The organism is Streptomyces sp. NPDC090077 (assembly GCF_044747545.1).
GTDB lineage: Bacteria > Actinomycetota > Actinomycetes > Streptomycetales > Streptomycetaceae > Streptomyces.
The window spans coordinates 112,433-134,136 of sequence record NZ_JBIVEG010000003.1 but is presented as its reverse complement, the minus strand read 5'-3'; the positions used below and the strand labels follow the sequence as shown (position 1 = coordinate 134,136).

Here is a 21,704-nt window from a genome sequence, read left to right as displayed (position 1 = left end):
ACTCGCATCCATGAGTAATCGCCGACAGGAGGAGGGGCCACATGGGGACCGTGGATTCCGTGGAGACCGCGGAGCGCTTCCGCGCCGCCGTGGAGAAGCGCGATCTCGCCGCGCTGGACGACCTGTTCACGGAGGACATCCGGCTCTACAGCCCGGTGAAGTTCAACCCGTTCGAGGGCAAGGCCGCCGTCCTGGGCCTCTTCGGCGTCCTGCTGCGCACCTTCGAGGACCTCCGCTACCTCGGCCGGCTGGACGGCGACGTCGAGACCACGTCCGGTGGCGAGGAGGCCCCGACGGTGGTCCTGCCCTTCCGCGCGCTGGTGGCGGGCAAGCAGATCCACGGCATCGACCAGCTCCAGTTCGACGGAGCGGGCCGGGTGAAGGAGTTCACGGTGATGGTCCGGCCCCAGTCCGCCGTGCAGGCCCTGGGCCAGGCGGTGCTGGCCGGACTGGTCGCCGACGGCCTCGTTCCGGAGGCCTGACGGCAGGCCGTCACCGGCGCCCGGCAAGTACTTGCTACATTGGCAAGTACTTGCCGGGCATCGCACACGGGGCCGCCCGGCCACCACACGGGGGAACCGCCATGACCGAACAGGCGGCCGCGGCAGCGGCGTTGAAGGGGATCGCACGGATCGAGGCCGGCACACGGCAGCGGAGCCGGTGGCTCACCGGCTGCCTGTGGGCCTTCGCCGGATGGCAGCTGCTCCTCGTCCCCACCGTGCTGCTGTGGCACGGACGGACCGGGACGCTCGTCAGCACGGTGGCGAACGCGGCCGTGGTGACGGCCCTGTCCGCGTTCACCATGCGCCAGCCGGTGGTCCCCCGGGGCCACGGCCGCCGCCACCTGGGGGCGATCGGCGCCTGGGCCGCCGCGTACGCGCTCTCCCTCGCGCTGGGCCTCACCGTCTTCACGGACAACACCGCCTTCGTGGCCGCGGCCGCCCTGCTGTGCGCGCTGCCCCCGGCCGCCGCCGCCTGGCGGGAGGCCCGCGCCGCATGACCCCGCACCCGCGCCACGCGCTCGCCCCGCTGCTCTCCTCGGCCGTGCGCCTGTCGATCGTGGCGGCCCTCGCGCCCGTGGAGAAGGCCGAGTTCGGCTACGTACGGGACCTCGTGGAGATCACCGACTCCGCGCTGTCGAAGCAGGTCGCCCGCCTGGAGGAGGCCGGCTGGGTGACGGTCGAGAAGGGGCGGGTCGGGCGGATGCCGCGGACCTGGCTGCTGCTGACCGGGGAGGGCCTGGCCGGCTACCGGCGGCACGTCGCCGCCCTCACCGCCATCGCGGGCCCGCCGCACTGACCGCGGCGTGTCGCCGTCCGGCCGGCCCGGCCGCGGTACGAGGATGTGGCCGGCGTTTCCGCACCTGACGGACCGCGCCCACGCGGCTACGCACCGCCCCGGGGAGCCGCCCACGAGTACTGTGGAAGGGCTCCCGGGGGCGCACCGGCGGATGGGGTTCACCGTGTCGACATCGAGTCACGAAACGTTCGGCGCGCCCTGCTGGGTCAGCCTGATGGCCCGCAGCCCCGACACGGCGAAGGAGTTCTACAGCGCGGTCCTGGGATGGGAATTCGGTCCGGCCCACCTCGGCGAGGCCTTCGCCGTCGGCTTCGCCTCCGGGGTCCCGGTGGCCGGCATCGGCGCGCTGCCCCCGGGCCTCAGCATCCCCGTCGCCTGGACCCCGTACTTCGCCGTGGACGACGCCGACGTCACGGCGGCGCGCATCAGGGAGCGCAGCGGGACCGTCGCCGTCGGCCCGCTGTCCTTCGGCACCGGCCGGGCCGCGCTCACCTCCGACCGCGACGGGGCGGTCTTCGGGATCTGGCAGGGCGACGCCATCCCGGACTGGGGCATGGGCGGCGAGGCGGCGCCGGCCTGGCTGGAACTGCACACCCGGAACGCCTTCGACGCGGCCATCTTCTACGGCGAGGTCCTGGAGTGGGCCTGCGAGCACACCGGCTGCTGCGAGGTCGCCTACGTGGAGGAGGACGACCGCATCCTGCTCCGCCGCGGGGGCCGCACCGTGGCCCGCCTGCACGGCGGAACCCTCGCGGAGGCCCCCGACCCGCACCTGAGGCCCCGCTGGCGCGCCCACTTCCGGGTCCCCGACCTGGACGCAGCGGTGGAGGCCGCCACCGCCCTCGGCGGCACCACCGTCCCCGCCGCGGACCCCGGCGCCCACCCCCGCGAACGCACCCTGCGCGACCGCGACGGCGCCGTGTTCAACATCGTCGGCCCGGCCGCACCGGGCCGCTCCTGACGGCCGGCTACGCGTTGTTGACCGGGAGGACGTCCGGGGAGAGGCTGCCCGCGTGGGCGGACGCGGAGGTCATCAGGCGGCGGTGGTGCCGGCGGCAGAGGACCTCGTAGCCGATCTCCTCCGCCGGGCGGTTCACGTCGCCGACCACCACCTGCGCACCCTCGACCACCATCTGCCCGCCCACCGTACGGGCGTTGTGCGTGGCGCGGGCGCCGCACCAGCACAGGGCCTCGACCTGCAGCTGCTCCAGCCTGTCCGCCAGCTCGATCAGCCGCTGGGAGCCCGGGAAGAGCTTGGTGCGGAAGTCGGTGGTGATGCCGAAGGCGAAGACGTCCATGTGCAGGTCGTCCACGATCCGCGCCAGCTGGTCGATCTGCTCGGGCGCCAGGAACTGGGCCTCGTCCACGATCACGTAGTCGGCCTTGCCGCCCGAGGAGAGCTGGGCGACCAGGTAGGCGTACAGGTCCATGCCCTCCGGCGCCTCGACGGCCTCCGTCACCAGGCCCAGCCGGGAGGACAGCTTGCCCTCACCCGCACGGTCGTCACGGGTGAAGATCACGCCCTGCAGGCCCCGCGCGTCGCGGTTGTGGGCGATCTGGAGAGCCAGGGTGCTCTTTCCGCAGTCCATCGTTCCGGAGAAGAACACCAGCTCGGGCATGGGAAGTACGGGACCTTTCGGGTCGGTCGGGGTGGGAGCGGAGGGGCGGGGCGGGGACGGTCAGGTGCGGATCTCGAGCAGCGGGACCAGCTGCTCGGCCGCGGTCATGGAGCCGTGCATCCCGGTGAGCGCCGACTCGTTGGGCTCGTTGCGGGAGGCGGTGATCGCGACGTCGGCCTGGGCCGCGGCGATCACGTCGCCGATCCGGCCGAGGACGCGCTCGTCGCACTCCCCCGGCGCTCCGAACCAGCCCAGTTCCAGGGCCTCTTCGCGGCTCGCGACCCAGAAGCGGTCGCCGAGCACCTCGCGCCACACGGTCAGGACGTCGGCCTCGGCACCCGGCACCGCGTAGACGTGCCGGGCCCGGCCCTCGCCGCCCAGCAGGGCCACGCCCGCGCCCAGCTCCCAGTCCTCGTCGAAGTCGATCCGGGAGTCCTCGTCGAAGGGCACGTCGACCATGCCGTGGTCGGAGGTGACGTACAGGGCGGTGCGCGGCGGCAGCTGCTCCGCGAGGCGCTGCACGAGCCGGTCGACGCACATGAGCTGGCCGCGCCAGGCGTCGGAGTCCACGCCGTGCCGGTGGCCGGCGCCGTCGAGTTCGCTGAAGTACGTGTACACGAGCGAGCGCTCGCCGGCCGCGAGCTGGATCGCCGCGAGGTCCATCCGCTCCTCGCCGGTCATCCGGCCGTGGAAGGTGCCGCCGCTGAGCGCGATCTGGGTGAGCGGGGTGCTCTGGAAGTTCGGCGCGGACACCTGGGCGGTGTGCACCCCGGCCGCGTCGGCGAGCTGGAAGACCGTCGGGTACGGCTGCCAGGGCTTCGGCGGGGTCCACGGGTGCCAGCGGAGCTGGTTCATCAGCTCGCCGGAGGCCGGGTTGCGCACCGCGTACCCGGGCAGGCCGTGCCGCGCCGGCGGCAGGCCGGTGCCGACGGAGGCCAGGGAGGTGGCGGTGGTCGCCGGGAAGCCGGAGGTGATCGGCCGGCCGGTGCCACCGCGCGAGCTCGCGAGGAGGGAGGTGAGGAACGGGGCCTCGTCCGGGTGGGCCTTGATCTGCTCCCAGCCCATGCCGTCGACCAGGAACACGCAGTTCCGGTCGGCCGGGGCCAGCTCGGTGATCCCGGCGGCGAGGCCGGGTACGCCCTGGCCGGCCGCGAGGGTCGGCAGCAGGTCGGCGAGCGAGCCGGAGCCGTACTGCGGGATCGGGGCGCTCGCGAGGTCGAGCAGTTCCGGTTCGTCCTGCCAGTTCGGCGGTACGGAGTAGGACATCAGCGGGCGGGGCCGGAGGTTGCCGCCGTCGCCTCGCTGAGGGCCTGCGCGAAGAGCAGCGCCTGGCGCACCGTCTCCGGGCCGTCGCCGGCCTCGCTGACGCGCAGGCTGAGGTCGTCGGCGGTGGAGTTGCCGGTGTAGCCGTGGTCGGCGTCGCAGTTCTGGTCGCCGCAGGCGGCGGGCTCCAGGTCGATGCGCGAGACCGCGCCCCAGCCGATGGTCAGGACGACCTCGCGGGGCAGCTGGCCGGGCGTGTACGACTCCGGGTTGGCCACGACGCGGCTGAGCACCACGGAGGAGATGCTGGAGAGCTTGACCGACTCGGTGGAGGTGGTCGCGTACGGGGACGGCGACCCGGCGTCGGCGGCCTGCTCGTCGGTGTGGCTGACGATGAACCGGTTGCCGGTCAGGACGAGCACGGTGACGTGCCGGCGCACCTCGTTGGAGTCGAAGGTGGTCTCCTGGTGGACCAGGTACGACGAGATCGGCTCGCCGCCCACCGCGGCCTCCACCGCCTCGGCCACGAGGGCCGGGTAGTAGCCGCTGCGCTCGATGGCCGCGCGCAGCCCCTGGGTCGTCGTACCGGATTTCGCCATGAGGTCCATCCTAAGGCCCGTACGGCCTCCCCCTGCCTGCCGTGCGCTCAGTAGCTCGGCAGGGTGCGCGGGCCGAGATCGGTCCGGGCGGGCGGGTGGGCCACGCGGACGGTGGCGCTGAGCACGGAGAGGCCCTCGGCGGCGACGACGACCGGCTCCAGCGAGACCCCGGTCACTTCCGGGTGGTCGTCCACCAGCCGGGACAGCCGCAGCAGCAGCTCCTCCAGGGCGGGGGTGTCCACGGGGTCGCTGCCGCGCCAGCCGAAGAGCAGCGGGGCGGCGCGGATGGAGCGGATCAGGGCGGCGGCGTCCCGGTCGGTGGCGGGGACCAGGCCGTGGGCGGTGTCGCCGAGCAGCTCGGAGGGGACCCCGGCGAGCCCGAAGGAGAGGACGGCCCCGGCGGCGGGGTCGACGGTGGCGCGGACGACGGTGTCCACCCCGCGCGGGGCCATCGACTGCACCACGGGCTGCAGCTCGGCCGGCTTGCCGAGGGCCTCGGTGAGCTCCTCGTACGAGCGCCTGAGCTCGTCCTCGGTGGTGAGGTCGAGGCGTACGCCGCCCAGGTCGGCGCGGTGGCGCAGGTGCGGGGCGGTGGTCTTGAGGGCGACCGGGTAGCCCAGCACCCGGGCCGCGCGGACAGCGGCGTCGGGGCTGGGGGCGGGGAGGGTGGGCAGCACCCGAATCCCGTAGCGGGCGAGCAGGTCGCGGGCTTCGGCCTCGTCCAGGGTCAGGGCCTCCCCTTCCGCCACGCCGGCCAGCAGGGTGGCGAGCCGGGCGGCGGCACCCTGCTCGTCGATGTCCTCGTACTCGGGGACCTGTCCGGTCTCGGCGTTGTCCCGCCGCCACCGGGCGTACCGCACGGCTTCGGCGACGGCCTTCACGGCGCGCTCGGCAGCCGGGTAGGCCGGGATCCGGCCGGCGCTCTCGGGACCCTGCGCACCCTCGGGGCCGTGCCCGCCGCCGTCCCCGGCCGGGGCTCCGGCGGGCGGCGGGGGTGCGGCGGGGGCCGGGTCGCCGGCTGCGGCGGACAGGGCTTCGACGAGGTCGCCGAGTTCCACGTGGACCACGGCGACGGGCTTGCCCGGGACCTCGGCGACGGCCTCCCGCAGCGCCTGCGCGAGCTCGTCGGCGAGCTCCCGGTCGCTCACGGACGGGATGGCGGTGACGATGACGGCGTCGCAGTCGCCGGAGGCGAGCGCGGCCCGCAGGGCGGTGCGGAAGTCGGACGGGCCGGCGGCGGTCGTCAGGTCCAGCGGGGGCAGCGGGCGCAGCCCCTCGGTCAGGCAGGCGTCGTAGGTGAGCACGCCGAGGGACTCGGAGTTGCCGAGGATCGCCACCCGCGGCCCGGCCGGCAGCGGCTGCCCGGCCAGCAGCAGGCCGACGTCGACCAGCTCGGTGACGGTGTCGACGCGGATGACTCCGGCCTGGCGGAGCAGCTCGGAGACGGTGGCCTCGGGGAGCCGGGTGCCGGGGACGACGTGCCCGGCGGGGGTGTGCCGGCCGCCGCGGGCGACGACGACGGGCTTGGCGGCGGCGGTGCGGCGGGCGAGGCGGGTGAACTTGCGCGGGTTGCCGAGGGTTTCCAGGTACATGAGGGCGACGTCGGTGGCCTCGTCCTCGTACCAGTACTGGAGGATGTCGTTGCCGGAGACGTCGGCCCGGTTACCGGCCGAGACGAAGGACGACAGCCCCTCGCCGCGCCGCAGCAGGGCGGAGAGCAGGGCGATGCCGATCGCCCCGGACTGGGTGAACAGGCCGATCCGGCCGCGCGCGGAGGCGGAGGCGGGGGCCGGGGCGAGGCAGGCGTTCAGCTCCACCTCGGGGGCGGTGTTGATCACCCCGAAGGCGTTGGGCCCGATGAGCCGCATCCCGTACGAGCGGACCTGGCGTACCAGTTCCCGCTGGCGGGCCAGTCCGGCCGGGCCGCTCTCGCCGTATCCGGCGGACAGGACCACCAGCCCCTGCACCCCGTGCTCACCGCAGGCGGCCACGGCGTCGGGGACCCGGTCCGCGGGGACGGCGATCACGGCGAGGTCGACGGGGGCGCCGATGTCGGCGAGGCCGCGGTAGGCCCGTACGCCTTCGAGGAGGTCGCCCTCCATGCCGGGGGCGCGGGCCTCGTTGACGGCGTAGAGGTGTCCGCGGAAACCCCCGTCACGCAGGTTGCGCAGGGCGGTGGCGCCCACGCCGGCGCCGGAGCGGCTGGCGCCGACCACCGCGACGGAGCCGGGGGCGAGCAGCCGCTGCACGGAGCGCGCCTCGGCGCGCTGTTCGCGGGCGCGCTGGACGGCGAGGGACTCGGCGGTGGGTTCGAGGTCGAGGGTGAGGTGGACGGAGCCGTCCTCGAAGCTGCGCTTCTGCTGGTAGCCGACGTCCGTGAACACCTTGATCATCTTGGTGTTGGCAGGCAGCACCTCGGCCGCGAACCTGCGGATCCCGCGCTCCCGGGCCACCGCGCCGATGTGCTCCAGGAGGGCGGAGGCGACCCCGCGGCCCTGGTGGGCGTCCTGGACGAGGAAGGCGACCTCGGCCTCGTCGGCAGGGGCGGAGGCGGGCCGTCCGTCGGGGCCGATGCGGTCGAAGCGGACGGTGCCGATGAACTCCCCGCCGATGGTCGCGGCCAGGCCGACCCGGTCGACGTAGTCGTGGTGCGTGAAGCGGCGGACGTCGCGGTCCGAGAGGCGGGGGTAGGGCGCGAAGAAGCGGTAGTACTTCGACTCGTCCGAGACCTGTTCGTAGAAGCTGACCAGGCGGCCCGCGTCCTCGGTGGTGATGGGGCGGATCCGGGCGGTGCCGCCGTCGCGCAGCACGACGTCCGCTTCCCAGTGGGCCGGGTACGAGGGGTCCGACGCGGTGGTCATGGGGCCACCTTAAGGGGCGGTTCGGCCAGGTGTGCGGGTGCGGTGGACGGGCCGCCCGGCGCGTGCGCGGCGAACGCGGCGTCCAGGGGCGAACCGGTGCAAGCTGGGGAGGGTCGAACGGCGGTGGATACGGGCCGAAGGTCGGTCCGAGCATTCCGGACGGCGTGAGAGACTGGTCTAGACAACCCGTAGAACCTGAAGGGCATCACCATGGCAGAGCGCCGCGTCAACGTCGGCTGGGCCGAGGGCCTGCACGCTCGTCCCGCCTCGATCTTCGTCCGGGCGACGACCGCCTCCGGAGTTCCGGTGACCATCGCGAAGGCCGGCGGCGACCCCGTCAACGCCGCGTCGATGCTGGCGGTCCTGGGCCTGGGCGCCCAGGGTGGCGAGGAGATCGTCCTGGCTTCCGACGCCGAGGGTGCGGACGCCGCGCTCGACCGCCTCGCGAAGCTGGTCGCCGAGGGTCTCGAGGAGCTCCCCGAGACCGTCTGACCCTTCGGGTCCGGTAGACCGGAAGCCGCAGTCCCCACCACCCCGGGGGCTGCGGCTTCCGCTATTTCCCCTCCGGGGAATGCATGCATTCGGCACACCGGAATCGGGCCACGGCGGCGCATAAAAGAGGAAGGGAATTCCTTCGACACCCGGGATCCCCCGGATATCCCTCCGTTGTATACGGGACCTGTTAATTCCGGGCGCTCGCCGTGTTTACGGCAGGTTGCGGATTCCTCACCCTCGGCCGGTGCGCCCCGGCCGACCGCTGCGCGTGCAACGCGGTCAGGGCCCTGGCCCGCTCCGCGTCCCCGCGGGCGACGGCGTCCACGATCGCGGCGTGCTCGGCCCAGCACTCCTCGGGCTGCGCGGGGGGATCGACCAGGTACATCCAGGCGATCTTGTGCCGGGTCTGGGTCAGCAGGGCGATCAGCCCCGGGCTCGCCGAGGCCTGGGACAGCGTCTCGTGGAACCAGGCCCCCAGGGAGCGCAGGTCCTCCCCCTGGGCCCGCCCGGCCCGCTCCCGGCCCAGCCTGACCAGTCCGCGCAGCACCTTCAGGTGGCCGTCGGTGCGCCGGCGGGCGGCCCGGGAGGCGGCGAGCGGCTCCAGCAGCGTCCGCAGCTCCAGGAGGTCGGCGGCCTCCTGCTCGGTCGGTTCCGCCACGCAGGCGCCCGCGTGCCGCCGCGTGGTGACGAAGCCCTCGGACTCCAGGGTCCGCAGCGCCTCCCGCACCGGGACGCGCGAGACCCCGTAGCGGCGGGCGAGCACCTCCTCCGTCAGCCGGCCGCCCGGCCCGAAGAATCCGGAGACGATATCGTCGCGAATCGCTGTGCACACCGCGTGCGCCGGAATACGCAAGGCCGGACCTCCGCTGGTTTCGGTTCGGTTTATCGTGGCCGTGCTGCGACTCTATTGCAACACGCGATAAATTTCCGAGCAGGGCCGAAAACACGAAGAAGGCCCCGGCTCTGTGAGCCGGGGCCTTCTTCGGTGAAGCGCGCTGTGTGCGTGCGGGTCAGATGCCCACGCCGTGGTTGCGCAGGTACGTCAGCGGGTTGATGTCCGTGCCGTACGTGGCGCCGGTGCGGGCCTCGAAGTGCAGGTGCGGACCGCTGGAGTTGCCGGTGGAGCCCGACAGGCCGATCTGCTGGCCCGCGCCCACCGTCTGACCGGCGGAGACGCTCAGCGAGAGCAGGTGCCCGTACTGGGTGTAGGTACCGTCGTTGTGGCGGATCACGACGTTGTTGCCGTACGCGCCGCCCCAGCCGGCCTCGACGACGGTGCCCGCGCCCACGGCGTGGACGATGCTGCCCTCGTCGGCGTGGAAGTCGATGCCCGTGTGGCTACCGGAGGACCACATGCCGCCGCCGGCGCCGTACTGGGTGCTGACGTAGGAGCCGTCGACCGGGGCGACGAAGGTGTTGAGGCGCTTGCGGGCCTCTTCCTTGGCGGCCTTCTCGGCGGCCTCGCGGTCGGCCTTCTCCTTGGCCTCGGCGGTGCGCTTGGCCTCGGCGGCCCGCGTCTTCGCCTCGGCCTCGGCCTGCGCCTGCGCGGCGACGGCCTCGGCGGCGCTCTGCTGGGTCGCGGCCTGGACCTCGATGTCGTCCTGCAGACCGTCGGCGACGACGATCGCGTTCTGACCGGTGTCCTCCATGGACGGAGCGTTGCTGTTGTCCGCCGCGAAGGCCGGAGCGGCCAGGGTGCCGACCACGCCCGTGGTGGCGAGGGCGGCGACGCCGGCGAAACCGGCGGTCTTGCGGCTCAGACGGCTGGAACCACGGTGCTTACCAGAACCGGCGGCACGACTGCCAAACGCCATGAAGGGGGTGATCCTTTCCTTCCCTCTCGCCTACCGGGTTAGCTGACGGGTTCGGAGCAGGAAGGTCTCCTACGGGCCTCCTCTTGCGAGGGGGTCCGATTCACCCCAGGGACACATGTGGGTCCCCGGCTCCCCAGGCTCGCGCCTGACGGGGACTCGGCGATCGCTGTCCGGTGCCGCGGGGGTGCGGCGGGTGCAACTGACGAACAGCACGGCCGACGCTAGGCGGATCATCAGTCAATCGCCAAACACACGAGCGGTTTTGTTGCGTACGCCACACCGCATACATGCAACCACTCCACTAAACGGACAAAGGGGGCTCCGGTGGATGTTCCACCGGAGCCCCCTGGAAACGGGCCGGGTCACGCCCCGTCTCGGGCCTCGCGCCGCTCAGTTGGAGACGACGGTGACCTCACCGATCCCGAGGGCCAGGACGGGCTCCTCGATCTGCGCGGCGTCGCCCACCAGGATGGTGACCAGACGGTCCACCGGGAAGGCGTTCACGACGGCCGAAGTGGCCTCCGCCGTACCGGTGTCGGCCAGCCGCGCGTACAGCCGCGCCTGGTAGTCGTCCGGCAGCTCCTGCTCGACCTGGTCGGCGAGCGTGCCGGCGACGGAGGCCGCCGTCTCGAACTTCAGCGGGGCCACGCCCACCAGGTTCTGCACCGCCACGTCCCGCTCGGCGTCGGTCAGTCCGCCCTCCGCGAGGGTGCGCAGCACCTTCCACAGGTCCTCCAGCGCCGGACCCGTGTTGGGGGTGTCCACCGAACCGCTGATGGCGAGCATCGAGGCGCCCTTGCCGTCGGCGGTCGAGCGCAGCACCTGCCCGAAGGCGCGCACTCCGTAGGTGTAGCCCTTCTCCTCGCGCAGCACCTTGTCCAGACGGGAGGTGAGGGTGCCGCCGAGGCAGTAGGTGCCGAGCACCTGCGGGGCCCAGACGATGTCGTGCCGGTCCGGCCCGATCCGGCCGATCAGCAGCTGCGTCTGGACGGCTCCGGGCCGGTCCACGATGACCACGCGGCCCGTGTCGTCGGCCGTCACCGGCTGGACGGGGCGGGGCGGGGCGGTGTCGCCGGTCCAGGCGCCCAGGGTGTCTGCCAGCAGGGCGTCCAGGTCGATGCCGGTCAGGTCGCCGACGACCACCGCGGTGGCGGTGGAGGGGCGTACGTGGGCCTCGTAGAAGGCGCGTACGGCCCCGGAGTCGATCCGCGCGACCGTCTCCTCGGTGCCCTGGCGCGGGCGGGAGATGCGCAGGCCGGCCGGGAACAGCTCCTTGGAGAGTTCCTTGGCGGCGCGGCGCTGCGGGTTGGCCAGCTCGTGCGGGATCTCGTCGAGCCGGTTGCGCACCAGGCGGTCGACCTCGCCGTCGGCGAAGGCGGGCGCGCCCAGGGCCTCGGCGAGCAGGGAGAGCGCCTTGGGCAGCCGGGAGGCCGGGACCTCCAGGGAGACCCGCAGGCCGGGGTGGTCGGCGTGGGCGTCGAGCGTGGCGCCGCAGCGCTCCAGCTCGGCGGCGAACTCCTCGGCGGAGTGCTTGTCGGTGCCCTCCGACAGGGCGCGGGCCATGATGGTGGCCACCCCGTCGAGGCCCTCGGGCTCGGCGTCCAGCGGCGCCGCGAGGTTCACCTCGACCGCCACCACCTGCTGGCCGGGGCGGTGGCAGCGCAGCAGGGTCAGGCCGTTGGGGAGCGTGGAGCGCTCCGGGGCCGGGAAGGCCCACGGCTTCGCCTCGCCGGCCTGCGGCCGCGGGTGGAAGGTCATCGTGACGGCTGCGGTGTCGCTCACTGCTCCGCCCCCTCGTTCTCGTCGTGCTGCTCGGTCTCCTGGCCCTCGGCGCCGCCCAGCGGCTCGTAGACCAGCACCGCCCGGTTGTCGGGGCGCAGCCTGGCCGCGGCCACGGCCTGCACCTCCTCGGCGGTGACGTCCAGCACCCGCTGGACGGCGGTCAGGGCGAGCTGGGGGTCGCCGAACAGCACCGCGAAGCGGCACAGTTCGTCGGCGCGGCCGGCCACGGTGCCGAGCCGGTCCAGCCACTCGCGCTCCAGCTGCGCCTGCGCGCGCTCCATCTCCTCGGCCGTCGGGCCCTCGGCGGCGAACCGCGCGAGCTCCTCGTCGACGGCCGCCTCGATGGCGGGCACCTCGACGCCGCTGGAGGTCTTGACGTCCAGCCAGCCCAGCGACGGCGCGCCCGCCAGGCGCAGCATGCCGAACCCGGCGGCCACGGCCGTCTGGTCGCGGCGCACCAGGCGGTTGTGCAGGCGGGAGGACTCGCCGCCGCCCAGCACGGTCAGCGCCACGTCGGCGGCGTCGCATTCGCGGGTGCCGTCGTGCGGCAGCCGGTAGGCGGCCATCAGCGCACGCGCCGGCACCTCCTCGACGATCTCCTCGCGCAGCTGCCCGCCCATGATCTCGGGGAGCGAGCCGTCGCGCGGCGGCTGCTTGCCGTCGTGCGCCGGGATGGTGCCGAAGTACTTCTCGATCCAGGCGAGGGTCCGCTCCGGGTCGATGTCGCCCACGACCGACAGCACGGCGTTGTTGGGCGCGTAGTACGTACGGAAGAAGTTGCGCGCGTCCTCCAGGGAGGCGGCGTCCAGGTCGGCCATGGAGCCGATCGGGGTGTGGTGGTACGGGTGGCCCTCCGGGTAGGCGAGGGCGGTCAGCTTCTCGAACGCGGTGCCGTACGGGACGTTGTCGTAGCGCTGGCGGCGCTCGTTCTTGACCACGTCGCGCTGGTTCTCCATGGACTCGTCGTCCAGGGCGGCCAGCAGCGAACCCATGCGGTCCGCCTCCAGCCACAGGGCGAGCTCCAGCTGGTGCGCCGGCATCGTCTCGAAGTAGTTGGTGCGCTCGAAGCTGGTGGTGCCGTTCAGGGAACCGCCGGCGCCCTGGACGAGCTCGAAGTGCCCGTTGCCCGGTACGCTCGCCGAACCCTGGAACATCAGGTGCTCGAAGAGGTGAGCCAGACCGGTCCGCCCCTTGACTTCGTGGCGCGAGCCGACGTCGTACCAGAGGCAGACGGCGGCGACCGGGGTGAGGTGGTCCTCGGACAGCACCACGCGCAGGCCGTTGGCCAGCCGGTGCTCGGTCGCTGTCAGGCCGCCGGAGCCGGCCTGAGCTGTGGCCGTGTGACCCATGGGCATGTGGTCCCTTCGATCGCGATGCAGAGATTTCTGTCAGACCTGCCACTGTATGCAAGCGCACCGACGGCCGGATAAGTTCCCGGGTCACTCCCCCGGACTCCGTACGGGGGACCCCCGGGGTCGGAGTCCGCGTTGTCGGTGCCTCGGGCCACAATGGTCCGCGTCAACCACGCCAGATCCACCCAGTACATCCCGAACCTTGGTTAAGGAGCCGCGCAGCGATGGCCCGCCGCAGCACGAAGACCCCGCCGCCGGAGGATTTCGAGGAGAAGATCCTCGACATCGACGTCGTCGACGAAATGCAGGGCTCCTTCCTCGAGTACGCGTACTCGGTGATCTACTCCCGCGCCCTGCCCGACGCCCGCGACGGCATGAAGCCGGTGCACCGGCGCATCGTCTACCAGATGAACGAGATGGGCCTGCGGCCCGACCGGGGGTACGTCAAGTGCGCCCGCGTCGTCGGCGAGGTCATGGGCAAGCTGCACCCGCACGGCGACCAGTCGATCTACGACGCCCTCGTGCGCATGGCCCAGCCCTTCTCGATGCGGCTGCCGCTGGTCGACGGCCACGGCAACTTCGGCTCGCTCGGCAACGACGACCCGCCGGCCGCGATGCGCTACACCGAGTGCAAGATGGCGGACGCCACGTCGCTGATGACGGAGTCGATCGACGAGGACACGGTCGACTTCACCGCCAACTACGACGGCCAGGAGCGCGAGCCCGTCGCCCTCCCCGCCGCCTACCCGAACCTGCTGGTCAACGGCACGTCCGGGATCGCGGTCGGCATGGCCACCAACATGCCCCCGCACAACCTGGGCGAGGTCATCGCGGCCGCCCGCCACCTGATCCGGTACCCGGAGGCGGACCTGGAGGCGCTGATGCGCTTCGTGCCGGGCCCCGACCTGCCGACCGGCGGCCGCATCGTGGGCCTGTCCGGCATCAAGGACGCCTACGAGAACGGCCGCGGCACCTTCAAGATCCGCGCGACGGTCTCCGTGGAGGACGTCACCCCTCGCCGCAAGGGCCTGGTCGTCACCGAACTGCCCTTCACGGTGGGTCCCGAGAAGGTCATCGCGAAGATCAAGGACCTGGTCGGCTCGAAGAAGCTCCAGGGCATCGCCGACGTCAAGGACCTCACGGACCGCTCGCACGGCCTGCGCCTGGTCATCGAGATCAAGAACGGCTTCCACCCGGAGGCCGTGCTGGAGCAGCTGTACAAGCTGACGCCGATGGAGGAGTCCTTCGGCATCAACAACGTCGCGCTGGTCGACGGCCAGCCGCTGACGCTGGGCCTCAAGGAGCTCCTGGAGGTCTACCTCGACCACCGCTTCGAGGTCGTGCGCCGGCGCAGCGAGTTCCGCCGCGGCAAGCGGCGCGACCGGCTGCACCTGGTCGAGGGCCTGCTCGTGGCCCTGCTCGACATCGACGAGGTCATCCGGATCATCCGCGACAGCGACAACTCCGCCCAGGCCAAGGAGCGCCTGATGGAGCGCTTCTCGCTGAGCGAGGTCCAGACCCAGTACATCCTGGACACCCCGCTGCGCCGCCTCACCCGCTTCGACCGGATCGAGCTGGAGGCCGAGCGCGACCGGCTGACCGGCGAGATCGACGAGCTGACCGGGATCCTGGAGTCGGACGCGGCGCTGCGCAAGCTGGTCTCCGCGGAACTGGCCTCGGTGGCGAAGAAGTTCGGCACCGAGCGGCGCACCGTGCTGCTGGAGTCGGCCGGGACCTCGGTCGCGGCCGTCCCGCTGGAGGTCGCGGACGACCCGTGCCGGGTGCTGCTGTCCTCCACCGGCCTGCTGGCCCGTACGGCGAACGCCGACCCGCTGCCCGTGGAGGAGGGCGGCGCCCGGGCGAAGCACGACGTGATCGTCTCGCAGGTCGCGGCGACCGCCCGGGCCGACGTGGGCGCGGTCACCTCGCACGGCCGCCTGCTGCGGCTCGCGGTCATCGACCTGCCGCAGCTGCCGGACACGGCCGCCGCGCCGAACCTGGCGGGCGGCGCCCCGGTCTCGGAGTTCCTCTCCGGGCTGGAGGCCGACGAGACGGTGGTCTGCCTGCTCTCGCTCGACGAGTCCTCGCAGGGCCTGGCCCTGGGCACCGAGCAGGGCGTGGTCAAGCGGGTCGTGCCGGACTACCCGGCGAACAAGGACGAGCTGGAGGTCATCACCCTCAAGGAGGGCGACCGGATCGTCGGCGCGGTCGAACTGCGGACGGGCGAGGAGGACCTGGTCTTCATCACCGACGACGCGCAGCTGCTGCGCTACCCGGCCGGCCAGGTGCGCCCCCAGGGCCGCCCGGCGGGCGGCATGGCGGGCATCAAGCTCGCCGAGAACGCCAAGGTGATCCACTTCTCGGCGGTCGATCCCGCCCGGGACGCCCTGGTGTTCACGGTCGCCGGCTCCCACGGCACGCTGGACGACTCCGTGCGCTCCGGCAAGCTGACCCCGTTCGACCAGTACCCGCGCAAGGGCCGCGCCACCGGCGGTGTGCGCTGCCAGCGGTTCCTGAAGGGCGAGGACACGCTGACGCTGGCCTGGGCGGGCAACGCCCCGGTCCGCGCGGCCGCGGGGAACGGCTCCCCGGCCGCGCTGCCGGCCCCGGACCCGCGCCGCGACGGCTCGGGCGCCGCGCTGCCGGCCGCCGTCGAGTCGCTGGCGGGCGCCGCGCTGTAGCCGCGGCGTGGGCGGGTGGACCGGATGCGTTCTCCGGGCCACCCGCCCACCCGCCGCCCACTACTGTTTTCCCGGTACACGCGGGTGGGGGGAGAGCAGAGCTGATGAGTCGTCGCTCCGGAGGGTTGATCGGGGACTGGGCCGAGGCCCAGCGACAGCAGCAGCAGACACAGCTGATCCAGATGCGCGAGGCGGAGCGGCGGCAGCGCGCGTACGAACGTGAAGCCGCCCGGGACCGGCGCGAGCAGCAGGCCGCCTACAAGCAGCACCGCGAGGGCGAGGCACGGCGCCGCACCGAACAGCTCGACGCGCAGGTGGCGGCCCTGCAGGGACTGCTGGCCGCGGGCTGCCGGGCGCCGGGGTTCCGGATGTCCTCCCTGGTGCGGGCCGAGCAGCTCCAGCCCTTCGACCCCGGCGGCCTCGGGCATCCGGTGCCCATGCCGCAGCTGGCCCAGTTCCACCAGCAGGGCGGCGGCTGGGCCCTCGGCTCGCGCGGCCGGGCGGAGCGGGAGGCCCACGACCGGTACACCCGGGCCTGGCAGGCCGCGCACGCCGCCGAACAGGAACGGCTCCGGCAGCTGGCGGCGTACCGGCAGCAGTACGACCGGTGGGCGGCGGAGCAGCTCGCCGGGATACGCAGGCACAACAGCGGCCTCACCGAACTGGCCGGCTCCCTGCGCGCGGGCGAACCCGAGGCGGTGGTGGACTACTTCTCCGCCGCCCTGTACGCCTCCACGGCCTGGCCCGGTGAGCTGCCCCGGCAGGTGTCGGCGGCGTACGACCCCGGGGCGCGCCAGCTCGTCCTGGACTGGGAGCTGCCCCGGTACGAGGTGGTGCCGGAGGTCAAGGCCGTGCGGTACGTGCCGAGTGCGGACCAGGACCGGGAGACGGCGCGGCCGGCCACGCAGCGCCGGGCGCTGTACCGGGACCTGCTCGCCCAGTGCCTGCTGCTGGTGCTGCGCGAGCTGTACGCGGCGGACGAGTTCGGCGCCCTGGACTCGGTGGTCGTCAACGGGTTCGTGGACGACCACGATCCGGTGACGGGCCGTGAGGCGCAGCTCGTGCTGGCGACCGTGCAGGTGGCGGGCAGCGCCTTCGCCGGGCTGCGGCTGGAGCAGGTGAGTGCGGTGGACTGCCTGGTCGAGGGGCTCCGGGGGCAGTTGTCGGCCCGCCCGGACCAGCTGACGGCCGTCCGGGCGGGCCGCCGTCCGGGCGAGGTCGGCGGGGACGTCGTCAGCCACGGCGGGCACGCGGCGGGCGACGAGGACGAGCCGGACCTCTTCGAGATGGACCCGATCGTCTTCGAGAACCTGGTCGCCGAGCTGTTCCGGGCGATGGGCATGGAGGCGGTGACCACGCAGCGGTCGGGCGACGGCGGCGTGGACGTCGAGGCGCTGGACCCGGCCCCCATCCGGGGCGGGCGGATCGTGGTGCAGGTCAAGCGCTACCGGAACACCGTGCCGCCGACGGCGGTACGGGACCTGTACGGCACGGTCCAGGACAAGGGGGCGAACAAGGGGGTGCTGGTCACCACCGCGTCCTTCGGGCCCGGGTCGTACACCTTTGCCAACGGCAAGCCGCTGGAGTTGGTTCCCGGGGCCGAGCTGGTGGAGCTGCTGCACCAGTACGGGCTCCGCGGGCGGCTGGGCCCGGGCGGCTCCGCGTCCCGAGCGGCCACCGTGCCGCCCGCGGCGGCTTCCGAGGCGCCGACGCTCGTGGACACGCCCGCGGCTCCGCCCGCCGACCACAACGTGCTGGGCATGTACTGGTCGGGATCGGTGGCCCTCGACGTGTGCGCGCTGGTCTGCACGGGCGGCCGGGTGCTGAGCGAGGACCACTTCGTGTTCTTCAACAACCCGCGCACGCCGGACGGCTCGGTCCGCTCCCGCCCGCACTCCGGCCCGGACAAGGCAGCGGTCGAGGTGGCGTTCGAGGGCCTGCCCGCACAGGCCGACCGGCTGGTGCTGGTGGCCGCCGTGGACCCCGAGGTCAACCCGGACGCGGACCTGTCGGGCTTCACCGAGGCCGGCATCCGGCTGCTGGACGCGGCGGGCGGGGAGCTGGGCCGTCTGGAGGTCTCCGACGGCCGGGCCGGCGAAACGGCCCTGGTGCTGGGCTCGTTCCGGCGGCGGGCGAACGGGGACTGGGACTTCGTGGTCGGCGGCAAGGGCTACCGCGGCGGCCTGGAGGCCCTGCTGGGCGACTTCGGCATCGAGGTGGCCTAGGGCCCGGGCCCTAGGGGGTGTCCTCCGGCCAGGCGGCCCGGTCCTGGCCCTCCGGGTCCTCCGGGTCCTCCGGGTCCTCCCCTGACGGGCTGCCGGCCTGCGCCGAGGGGTCCTCGCCGCGGTCCGCCGCCGGGACGTAGCGCAGGACGCCCCACATGCTCTCCGGCGGGGCCTGCTCGGGGGACTCGTCCCGACAGGCCTCCAGTTCGCGCAGCAGGGCCGGCCCGTCGGTGCCGCAGCCGATCAGGACGAGTTGCGTGCGGCGGGGCTCGCCCCGCCCCCAGGGGCCGGGGCCGAAGCGCAGGAAGCGGCCGACCGCGTGGACCTCGTACCGTTCCTGATGGCCGGGCACGCCGAACCAGACGAACCCCTTGATCCGGTAGAGGCCGGCCGGGCGCCGGTCGAGGAAGTCGATGAAGCGGCGCGGGGAGAGGGCCTGGTCGGAGGTGAACTCGACGCTCTCGTAGCGGGCGTGGGCGTGGTCCGCGTGGGCGTCGTGGCCGCCGTCGTCGGCCGCCTCCGCGATCAGGTCCTCGAAGGACAGCTGCCCGCGCGTCTCGGTCCAGGGGCGGCGGTCGAAGAGCAGTTCCGGGTCGATCCGCCCGTGGTCGGCGCCGACCAGGGGGGTCCCCGGGGCGCAGAGCCCGGCGAGCTCCCCCTCGATCCGGGCGCGTTCGGCGGGGTCCACCCGGTCGGTCTTGTTGAGCACCACCAGGTCGGCGACGGACAGGTGGCGGTCGGTCTCCGGGTGCGCGGTCCGCGTCCGGTCGAACTCCGCCGCGTCGACGACCTGGACCAGGCCGCCGTAGCGGATCGCGGGGTTCTCGTTGGCCACCAGCATCCGGACCATCTCCTGCGGCTCGGCGAGCCCGCTGGCCTCGATGACGATCACGTCGATGCGGTGGACGGGGGCGGCGAGCCTGTCCAGGTACGCGTCCAGCTCGCTGCCGTCGACGGCGCAGCACAGGCAGCCCCCGCCGAGGGAGACCATCGAGTCGCCGACCTGTCCGGCGACCGACATCGCGTCGATCTCGATCGAGCCGAAGTCGTTGACGACGACCCCGATCCGGGTGCCGCCCCGGTTGCCGAGGAGGTGGTTGAGGACCGTGGTCTTGCCGGAGCCGAGGAATCCGGCGAGGACCACGACGGGAATGGGCTGGACGCTGTTCACCCGGACGATCGTAGTCAGCCCGCGACGGGTACCGGCTGCGGCGGGACGGGGCCGGTGTAGCGCGCGGCCGGGCGGATGATCTTCGAGTCGGCGGCCTGCTCCAGGACGTTCGCGCTCCAGCCCACCACGCGGGCCGCGCAGAAGGTCGGGGTGAACATCTCGCGCGGCAGCCCGCAGAGCTCCATGACCACGCCCGCGTAGAACTCCACGTTGGTGTGCAGCTCGCGGCCGGGCTTGAGCTCGGCGAGGATCTCCTCCACCTGGCGTTCGACCTCGACGGCGAAGTCCACGAGCGGCCCGCCGAACTGCCGGGCGATGTCCCGCAGCATCCGCGAACGCGGGTCCTCGGTGCGGTAGACGGGGTGCCCGAAGCCCATGATCCGCTCCCCGGCCAGGACCCGCTCCCGGATCCACGGCCCGATGCGCTCCACCGTGCCGATGGCGTCCAGGGTGTCCAGGGCCCGGCTGGGGGCCCCGCCGTGCAGCGGGCCGGAGAGCGCCCCGATCGCCCCGGTGAGGCAGGCCGCGACGTCGGCGCCGGTCGAGGCGATGACGCGGGCGGTGAAGGTGGAGGCGTTGAAGCCGTGGTCGACGGTCGAGATCAGGTACCGCTCGACGGCGCGGGCCTTGACGGGGTCGGGCTCCTCGCCGGTCAGCATCCACAGGTAGTTGGCGGCGTACGGCAGGTCGTCGCGCGGCTCGACCGGCTCCAGGCCCTGCCCGAGCCGGTGCAGGGCGGTGAGCAGGGTGGGGACGGCGGCGCAGGCGGCGAGCGCGTCGGCGGCCCGGCGCCCGGGGTCGAGGTCGTAGACCGGGCGGAAGCCGGAGCAGGCGCCGAGCAGCGAGAGCGCGGTGCGCAGTCCGGCGAGGGGCCCGGAGAGGGCGGTGGCGCCGGCGAGGGCGGGGAGCGCGGCGCGGACCTCGGGGGGCAGGTGCCGCAGCGGGGCGGTCTCGGCGGCGAAGGCGGTCCGCCCGGCGGTGTCCGGGGGGAGCGTGCCGCGGAACATCAAGTGCCACACGTCCTCGAAGGTGCGGCTCTCGGCGAGCTCGACGGCCGAGTACTGGCGGTAGTGGTAGAAGCCCTCACGGCCCCGGACGTCACCGAGCCGGGTTTCGGTGACCACGACTCCCGCGAGACCGCGGGGTACTTCGACGGTGGTGTTCATGGATTGACCATCCATCCTTGATTGGATCGATGTCAATATTGATCGAATCAACATATGTAGGGTGTCCGTCATGAGCGAAGACGAGAGGCGGCTCACCACCCGGGAGGCCGCGCAGCTCCTCGGGGTGAAGCCCGCGACGGTGTACGCGTACGTGAGCCGGGGCCAGCTCGGCAGTCGCCGCGACGCGGCCGGGCGGGGCAGCACCTTCGACGCGCGGGAGGTGGAGGCCCTGGCCAGGCGCAGCCGGCGGGAGGCCGCAGCGCCCGCCGGGGAGCTCTCCGTGCGCACCTCGCTCACCCTCATCGAGGCCGACCGGTACTTCTTCCGCGGCGTCGACGCCGTCGGGCTGGCCTCGCGCCACCCCTACGAGGAGGTCGCCGAGTGGCTCTGGACGGGGAGCCTGCCGCGCGGGGCCCGGTTCACCGCTCCCCCGGAGGCGCTCGCCGCCGCCCGGCGGGCGGTGGCCGCCCTGCCCGAGCACAGCGGCCCTCTGGACCGGCTGCGGGTCGCGGTCGCCGCCGCCGCGGTGGTGGACCCGCTGCGCTTCGACCTGTCCGAGGAGGCGGTGCTCGGCTCCGCGCGCTGCCTGATCCCGACCCTGGTCGGCGCCCTGCCCGAGGCCGATCCGGCCGGGGCTCCTCCGGTCCGGACCCCCGAAGGCGGCGTGCCGCTCGCCCGGTCCCTGTGGTCCCGGCTGACCGGGGAGGAGCCGGACCCGGTGGCCGTGGGCGCCCTGGACCTGGCGCTCGCCCTGCTGGTCGACCACGACCTCGCCGCCTCCACCCTCGCGGTACGGGTGGCCGCCTCGGCGCGGGCCCACCCGTACGCGGCGGTCTCGGCCGGACTCGGCGCGCTGGAGGGCCCCCTGCACGGGGCGGCCGGCCGGCTCGCGCACCGGATGCTGGCGGAGGTCCTGGAGCGGGGCGGCGCCGCGCCCGTGGTGGCGGAGCACCTGCGCGCGGGACGCCGGGTCCCCGGGCTCGGCCACCGGCTGTACCGGGGCGAGGACCCGAGGGCGCGGGCGCTGTTCGGGCACCTGGAGGGGCTCCCGGGGGCCGCCCCGGCGCTCGGCGCGGCCCGGGACGTCGCGGCGGTGATGGCCCGGCACGGGCTGCACCCCAACGTGGACCTGGCGCTGGCGGCGCTGACGGTGTCCTGCGGGATGGCAGCCGAGGCCGGTGAGACGGTCTTCGCGGTCGCCCGGACGGCGGGCTGGATCGCGCACGCGCTGGAGGAGTACCAGGAACGCCCCCTGCGCATGCGCCCGAGCGGCCACTACACGGGCCCCCGCCCACCCCTCCCGCTGCCCTGACCGCCGCCGCCCGGGCCGGCGCGCGCCCCCTGCGGGTGGGCCTTCTCATAGACGGGGGAAATTCC

General features: G+C 73.6%; 18 protein-coding genes and 1 riboswitch. Of the genes, 8 read left to right on the top strand and 10 right to left on the bottom strand.

Annotated features, from left to right (window positions below; all coding sequences use genetic code 11):
• Positions 1 to 41: 41 nt before the first annotated feature.
• The 4 genes from ACIPW5_RS07560 to ACIPW5_RS07545 all read left to right on the top strand — a co-directional run bounded on the left by ACIPW5_RS07560 (position 42) and on the right by ACIPW5_RS07545 (position 2,260).
• Positions 42 to 482, top strand: coding sequence for a nuclear transport factor 2 family protein (locus tag ACIPW5_RS07560; RefSeq protein ID WP_401241684.1), 441 nt, complete (start codon positions 42 to 44; stop codon positions 480 to 482).
• A gap of 101 nt (positions 483 to 583) precedes the next feature.
• Positions 584 to 1,000, top strand: coding sequence for a hypothetical protein (locus ACIPW5_RS07555; RefSeq protein WP_401241681.1), 417 nt, complete (start codon positions 584 to 586; stop codon positions 998 to 1,000).
• Positions 997 to 1,299: a winged helix-turn-helix domain-containing protein gene (locus ACIPW5_RS07550; RefSeq protein ID WP_401241678.1), complete on the top strand. Its 303-nt coding sequence runs from the start codon at positions 997 to 999 to the stop codon at positions 1,297 to 1,299. Before ACIPW5_RS07555 ends, ACIPW5_RS07550 begins: the two co-directional genes overlap by 4 nt.
• Before the next feature lie 214 nt (positions 1,300 to 1,513).
• A complete protein-coding gene (locus ACIPW5_RS07545) occupies positions 1,514 to 2,260 on the top strand; it encodes a VOC family protein (RefSeq protein ID WP_401242232.1) in 747 nt (248 codons plus the stop codon).
• A gap of 7 nt (positions 2,261 to 2,267) precedes the next feature.
• Here ACIPW5_RS07545 and ACIPW5_RS07540 read toward each other — a convergent pair whose 3' ends face one another.
• Genes ACIPW5_RS07540 through ACIPW5_RS07525 form a run of 4 tightly spaced genes read right to left on the bottom strand, consistent with a single transcriptional unit; the run spans position 2,268 to position 7,641 of the window.
• Positions 2,268 to 2,918 carry a thymidine kinase gene (locus ACIPW5_RS07540; protein ID WP_401241675.1) on the bottom strand — a complete coding sequence of 217 codons (651 nt, stop codon included), beginning with the start codon at positions 2,916 to 2,918 and terminating at the stop codon, positions 2,268 to 2,270.
• 60 nt (positions 2,919 to 2,978) lie between these two features.
• Positions 2,979 to 4,184, bottom strand: coding sequence for an alkaline phosphatase family protein (locus ACIPW5_RS07535; RefSeq protein ID WP_401241672.1), 1,206 nt, complete (start codon positions 4,182 to 4,184; stop codon positions 2,979 to 2,981).
• A complete protein-coding gene (locus ACIPW5_RS07530; protein WP_185911182.1) occupies positions 4,184 to 4,780 on the bottom strand; it encodes a DUF5998 family protein in 597 nt (198 codons plus the stop codon). Before ACIPW5_RS07530 ends, ACIPW5_RS07535 begins: the two co-directional genes overlap by 1 nt.
• A 47-nt stretch (positions 4,781 to 4,827) precedes the next feature.
• Positions 4,828 to 7,641, bottom strand: coding sequence for a GNAT family N-acetyltransferase (locus ACIPW5_RS07525; RefSeq protein ID WP_401241669.1), 2,814 nt, complete (start codon positions 7,639 to 7,641; stop codon positions 4,828 to 4,830).
• Between the two features lie 210 nt (positions 7,642 to 7,851).
• Here ACIPW5_RS07525 and ACIPW5_RS07520 point away from each other — a divergent pair, with 210 nt between their 5' ends.
• Positions 7,852 to 8,133: an HPr family phosphocarrier protein gene (locus tag ACIPW5_RS07520; RefSeq protein ID WP_007267025.1), complete on the top strand. Its 282-nt coding sequence runs from the start codon at positions 7,852 to 7,854 to the stop codon at positions 8,131 to 8,133.
• A 190-nt stretch (positions 8,134 to 8,323) separates the two neighbouring features.
• On the opposite strand, the gene ACIPW5_RS07515 is transcribed toward ACIPW5_RS07520, so the two are convergent.
• From ACIPW5_RS07515 to ACIPW5_RS07500, 4 genes are all read right to left on the bottom strand, one after another.
• On the bottom strand, positions 8,324 to 8,989 hold the full coding sequence (locus tag ACIPW5_RS07515) for a GntR family transcriptional regulator (RefSeq protein ID WP_401241665.1): 666 nt from the start codon (positions 8,987 to 8,989) through the stop codon (positions 8,324 to 8,326).
• 157 nt (positions 8,990 to 9,146) lie between these two features.
• Positions 9,147 to 9,950 carry a M23 family metallopeptidase gene (locus tag ACIPW5_RS07510; RefSeq protein ID WP_401241662.1) on the bottom strand — a complete coding sequence of 268 codons (804 nt, stop codon included), beginning with the start codon at positions 9,948 to 9,950 and terminating at the stop codon, positions 9,147 to 9,149.
• Positions 9,951 to 9,962: 12 nt separating this feature from the next.
• Positions 9,963 to 10,122: riboswitch (cyclic di-AMP (ydaO/yuaA leader) on the bottom strand.
• 218 nt (positions 10,123 to 10,340) lie between these two features.
• Positions 10,341 to 11,708: a M16 family metallopeptidase gene (locus tag ACIPW5_RS07505; RefSeq protein WP_401242230.1), complete on the bottom strand. Its 1,368-nt coding sequence runs from the start codon at positions 11,706 to 11,708 to the stop codon at positions 10,341 to 10,343.
• 20 nt (positions 11,709 to 11,728) lie between these two features.
• Positions 11,729 to 13,081, bottom strand: coding sequence for a M16 family metallopeptidase (locus ACIPW5_RS07500; RefSeq protein WP_401241659.1), 1,353 nt, complete (start codon positions 13,079 to 13,081; stop codon positions 11,729 to 11,731).
• 227 nt (positions 13,082 to 13,308) lie between these two features.
• Between ACIPW5_RS07500 and ACIPW5_RS07495 the strand changes: the two genes are divergently transcribed.
• Complete coding sequence (locus ACIPW5_RS07495) at positions 13,309 to 15,765, top strand: DNA topoisomerase (ATP-hydrolyzing) subunit A (RefSeq protein ID WP_401241656.1); 2,457 nt, start codon at positions 13,309 to 13,311, stop codon at positions 15,763 to 15,765.
• 104 nt (positions 15,766 to 15,869) lie between these two features.
• Complete coding sequence (locus ACIPW5_RS07490) at positions 15,870 to 17,990, top strand: restriction endonuclease (RefSeq protein WP_401241653.1); 2,121 nt, start codon at positions 15,870 to 15,872, stop codon at positions 17,988 to 17,990.
• Positions 17,991 to 18,000: 10 nt separating this feature from the next.
• On the opposite strand, the gene ACIPW5_RS07485 is transcribed toward ACIPW5_RS07490, so the two are convergent.
• The gene (locus ACIPW5_RS07485; RefSeq protein WP_401241650.1) at positions 18,001 to 19,161 is read right to left on the bottom strand and encodes a CobW family GTP-binding protein; all 1,161 of its coding nucleotides are present in this window, start codon (positions 19,159 to 19,161) and stop codon (positions 18,001 to 18,003) included.
• Positions 19,162 to 19,175: 14 nt separating this feature from the next.
• A complete protein-coding gene (locus tag ACIPW5_RS07480) occupies positions 19,176 to 20,342 on the bottom strand; it encodes a citrate synthase/methylcitrate synthase (RefSeq protein ID WP_401241648.1) in 1,167 nt (388 codons plus the stop codon).
• A 55-nt stretch (positions 20,343 to 20,397) separates the two neighbouring features.
• On the opposite strand from ACIPW5_RS07480, the gene ACIPW5_RS07475 reads away from it, so the two are divergent.
• On the top strand, positions 20,398 to 21,639 hold the full coding sequence (locus tag ACIPW5_RS07475; RefSeq protein WP_401241645.1) for a citrate synthase: 1,242 nt from the start codon (positions 20,398 to 20,400) through the stop codon (positions 21,637 to 21,639).
• Positions 21,640 to 21,704: the final 65 nt, after the last annotated feature.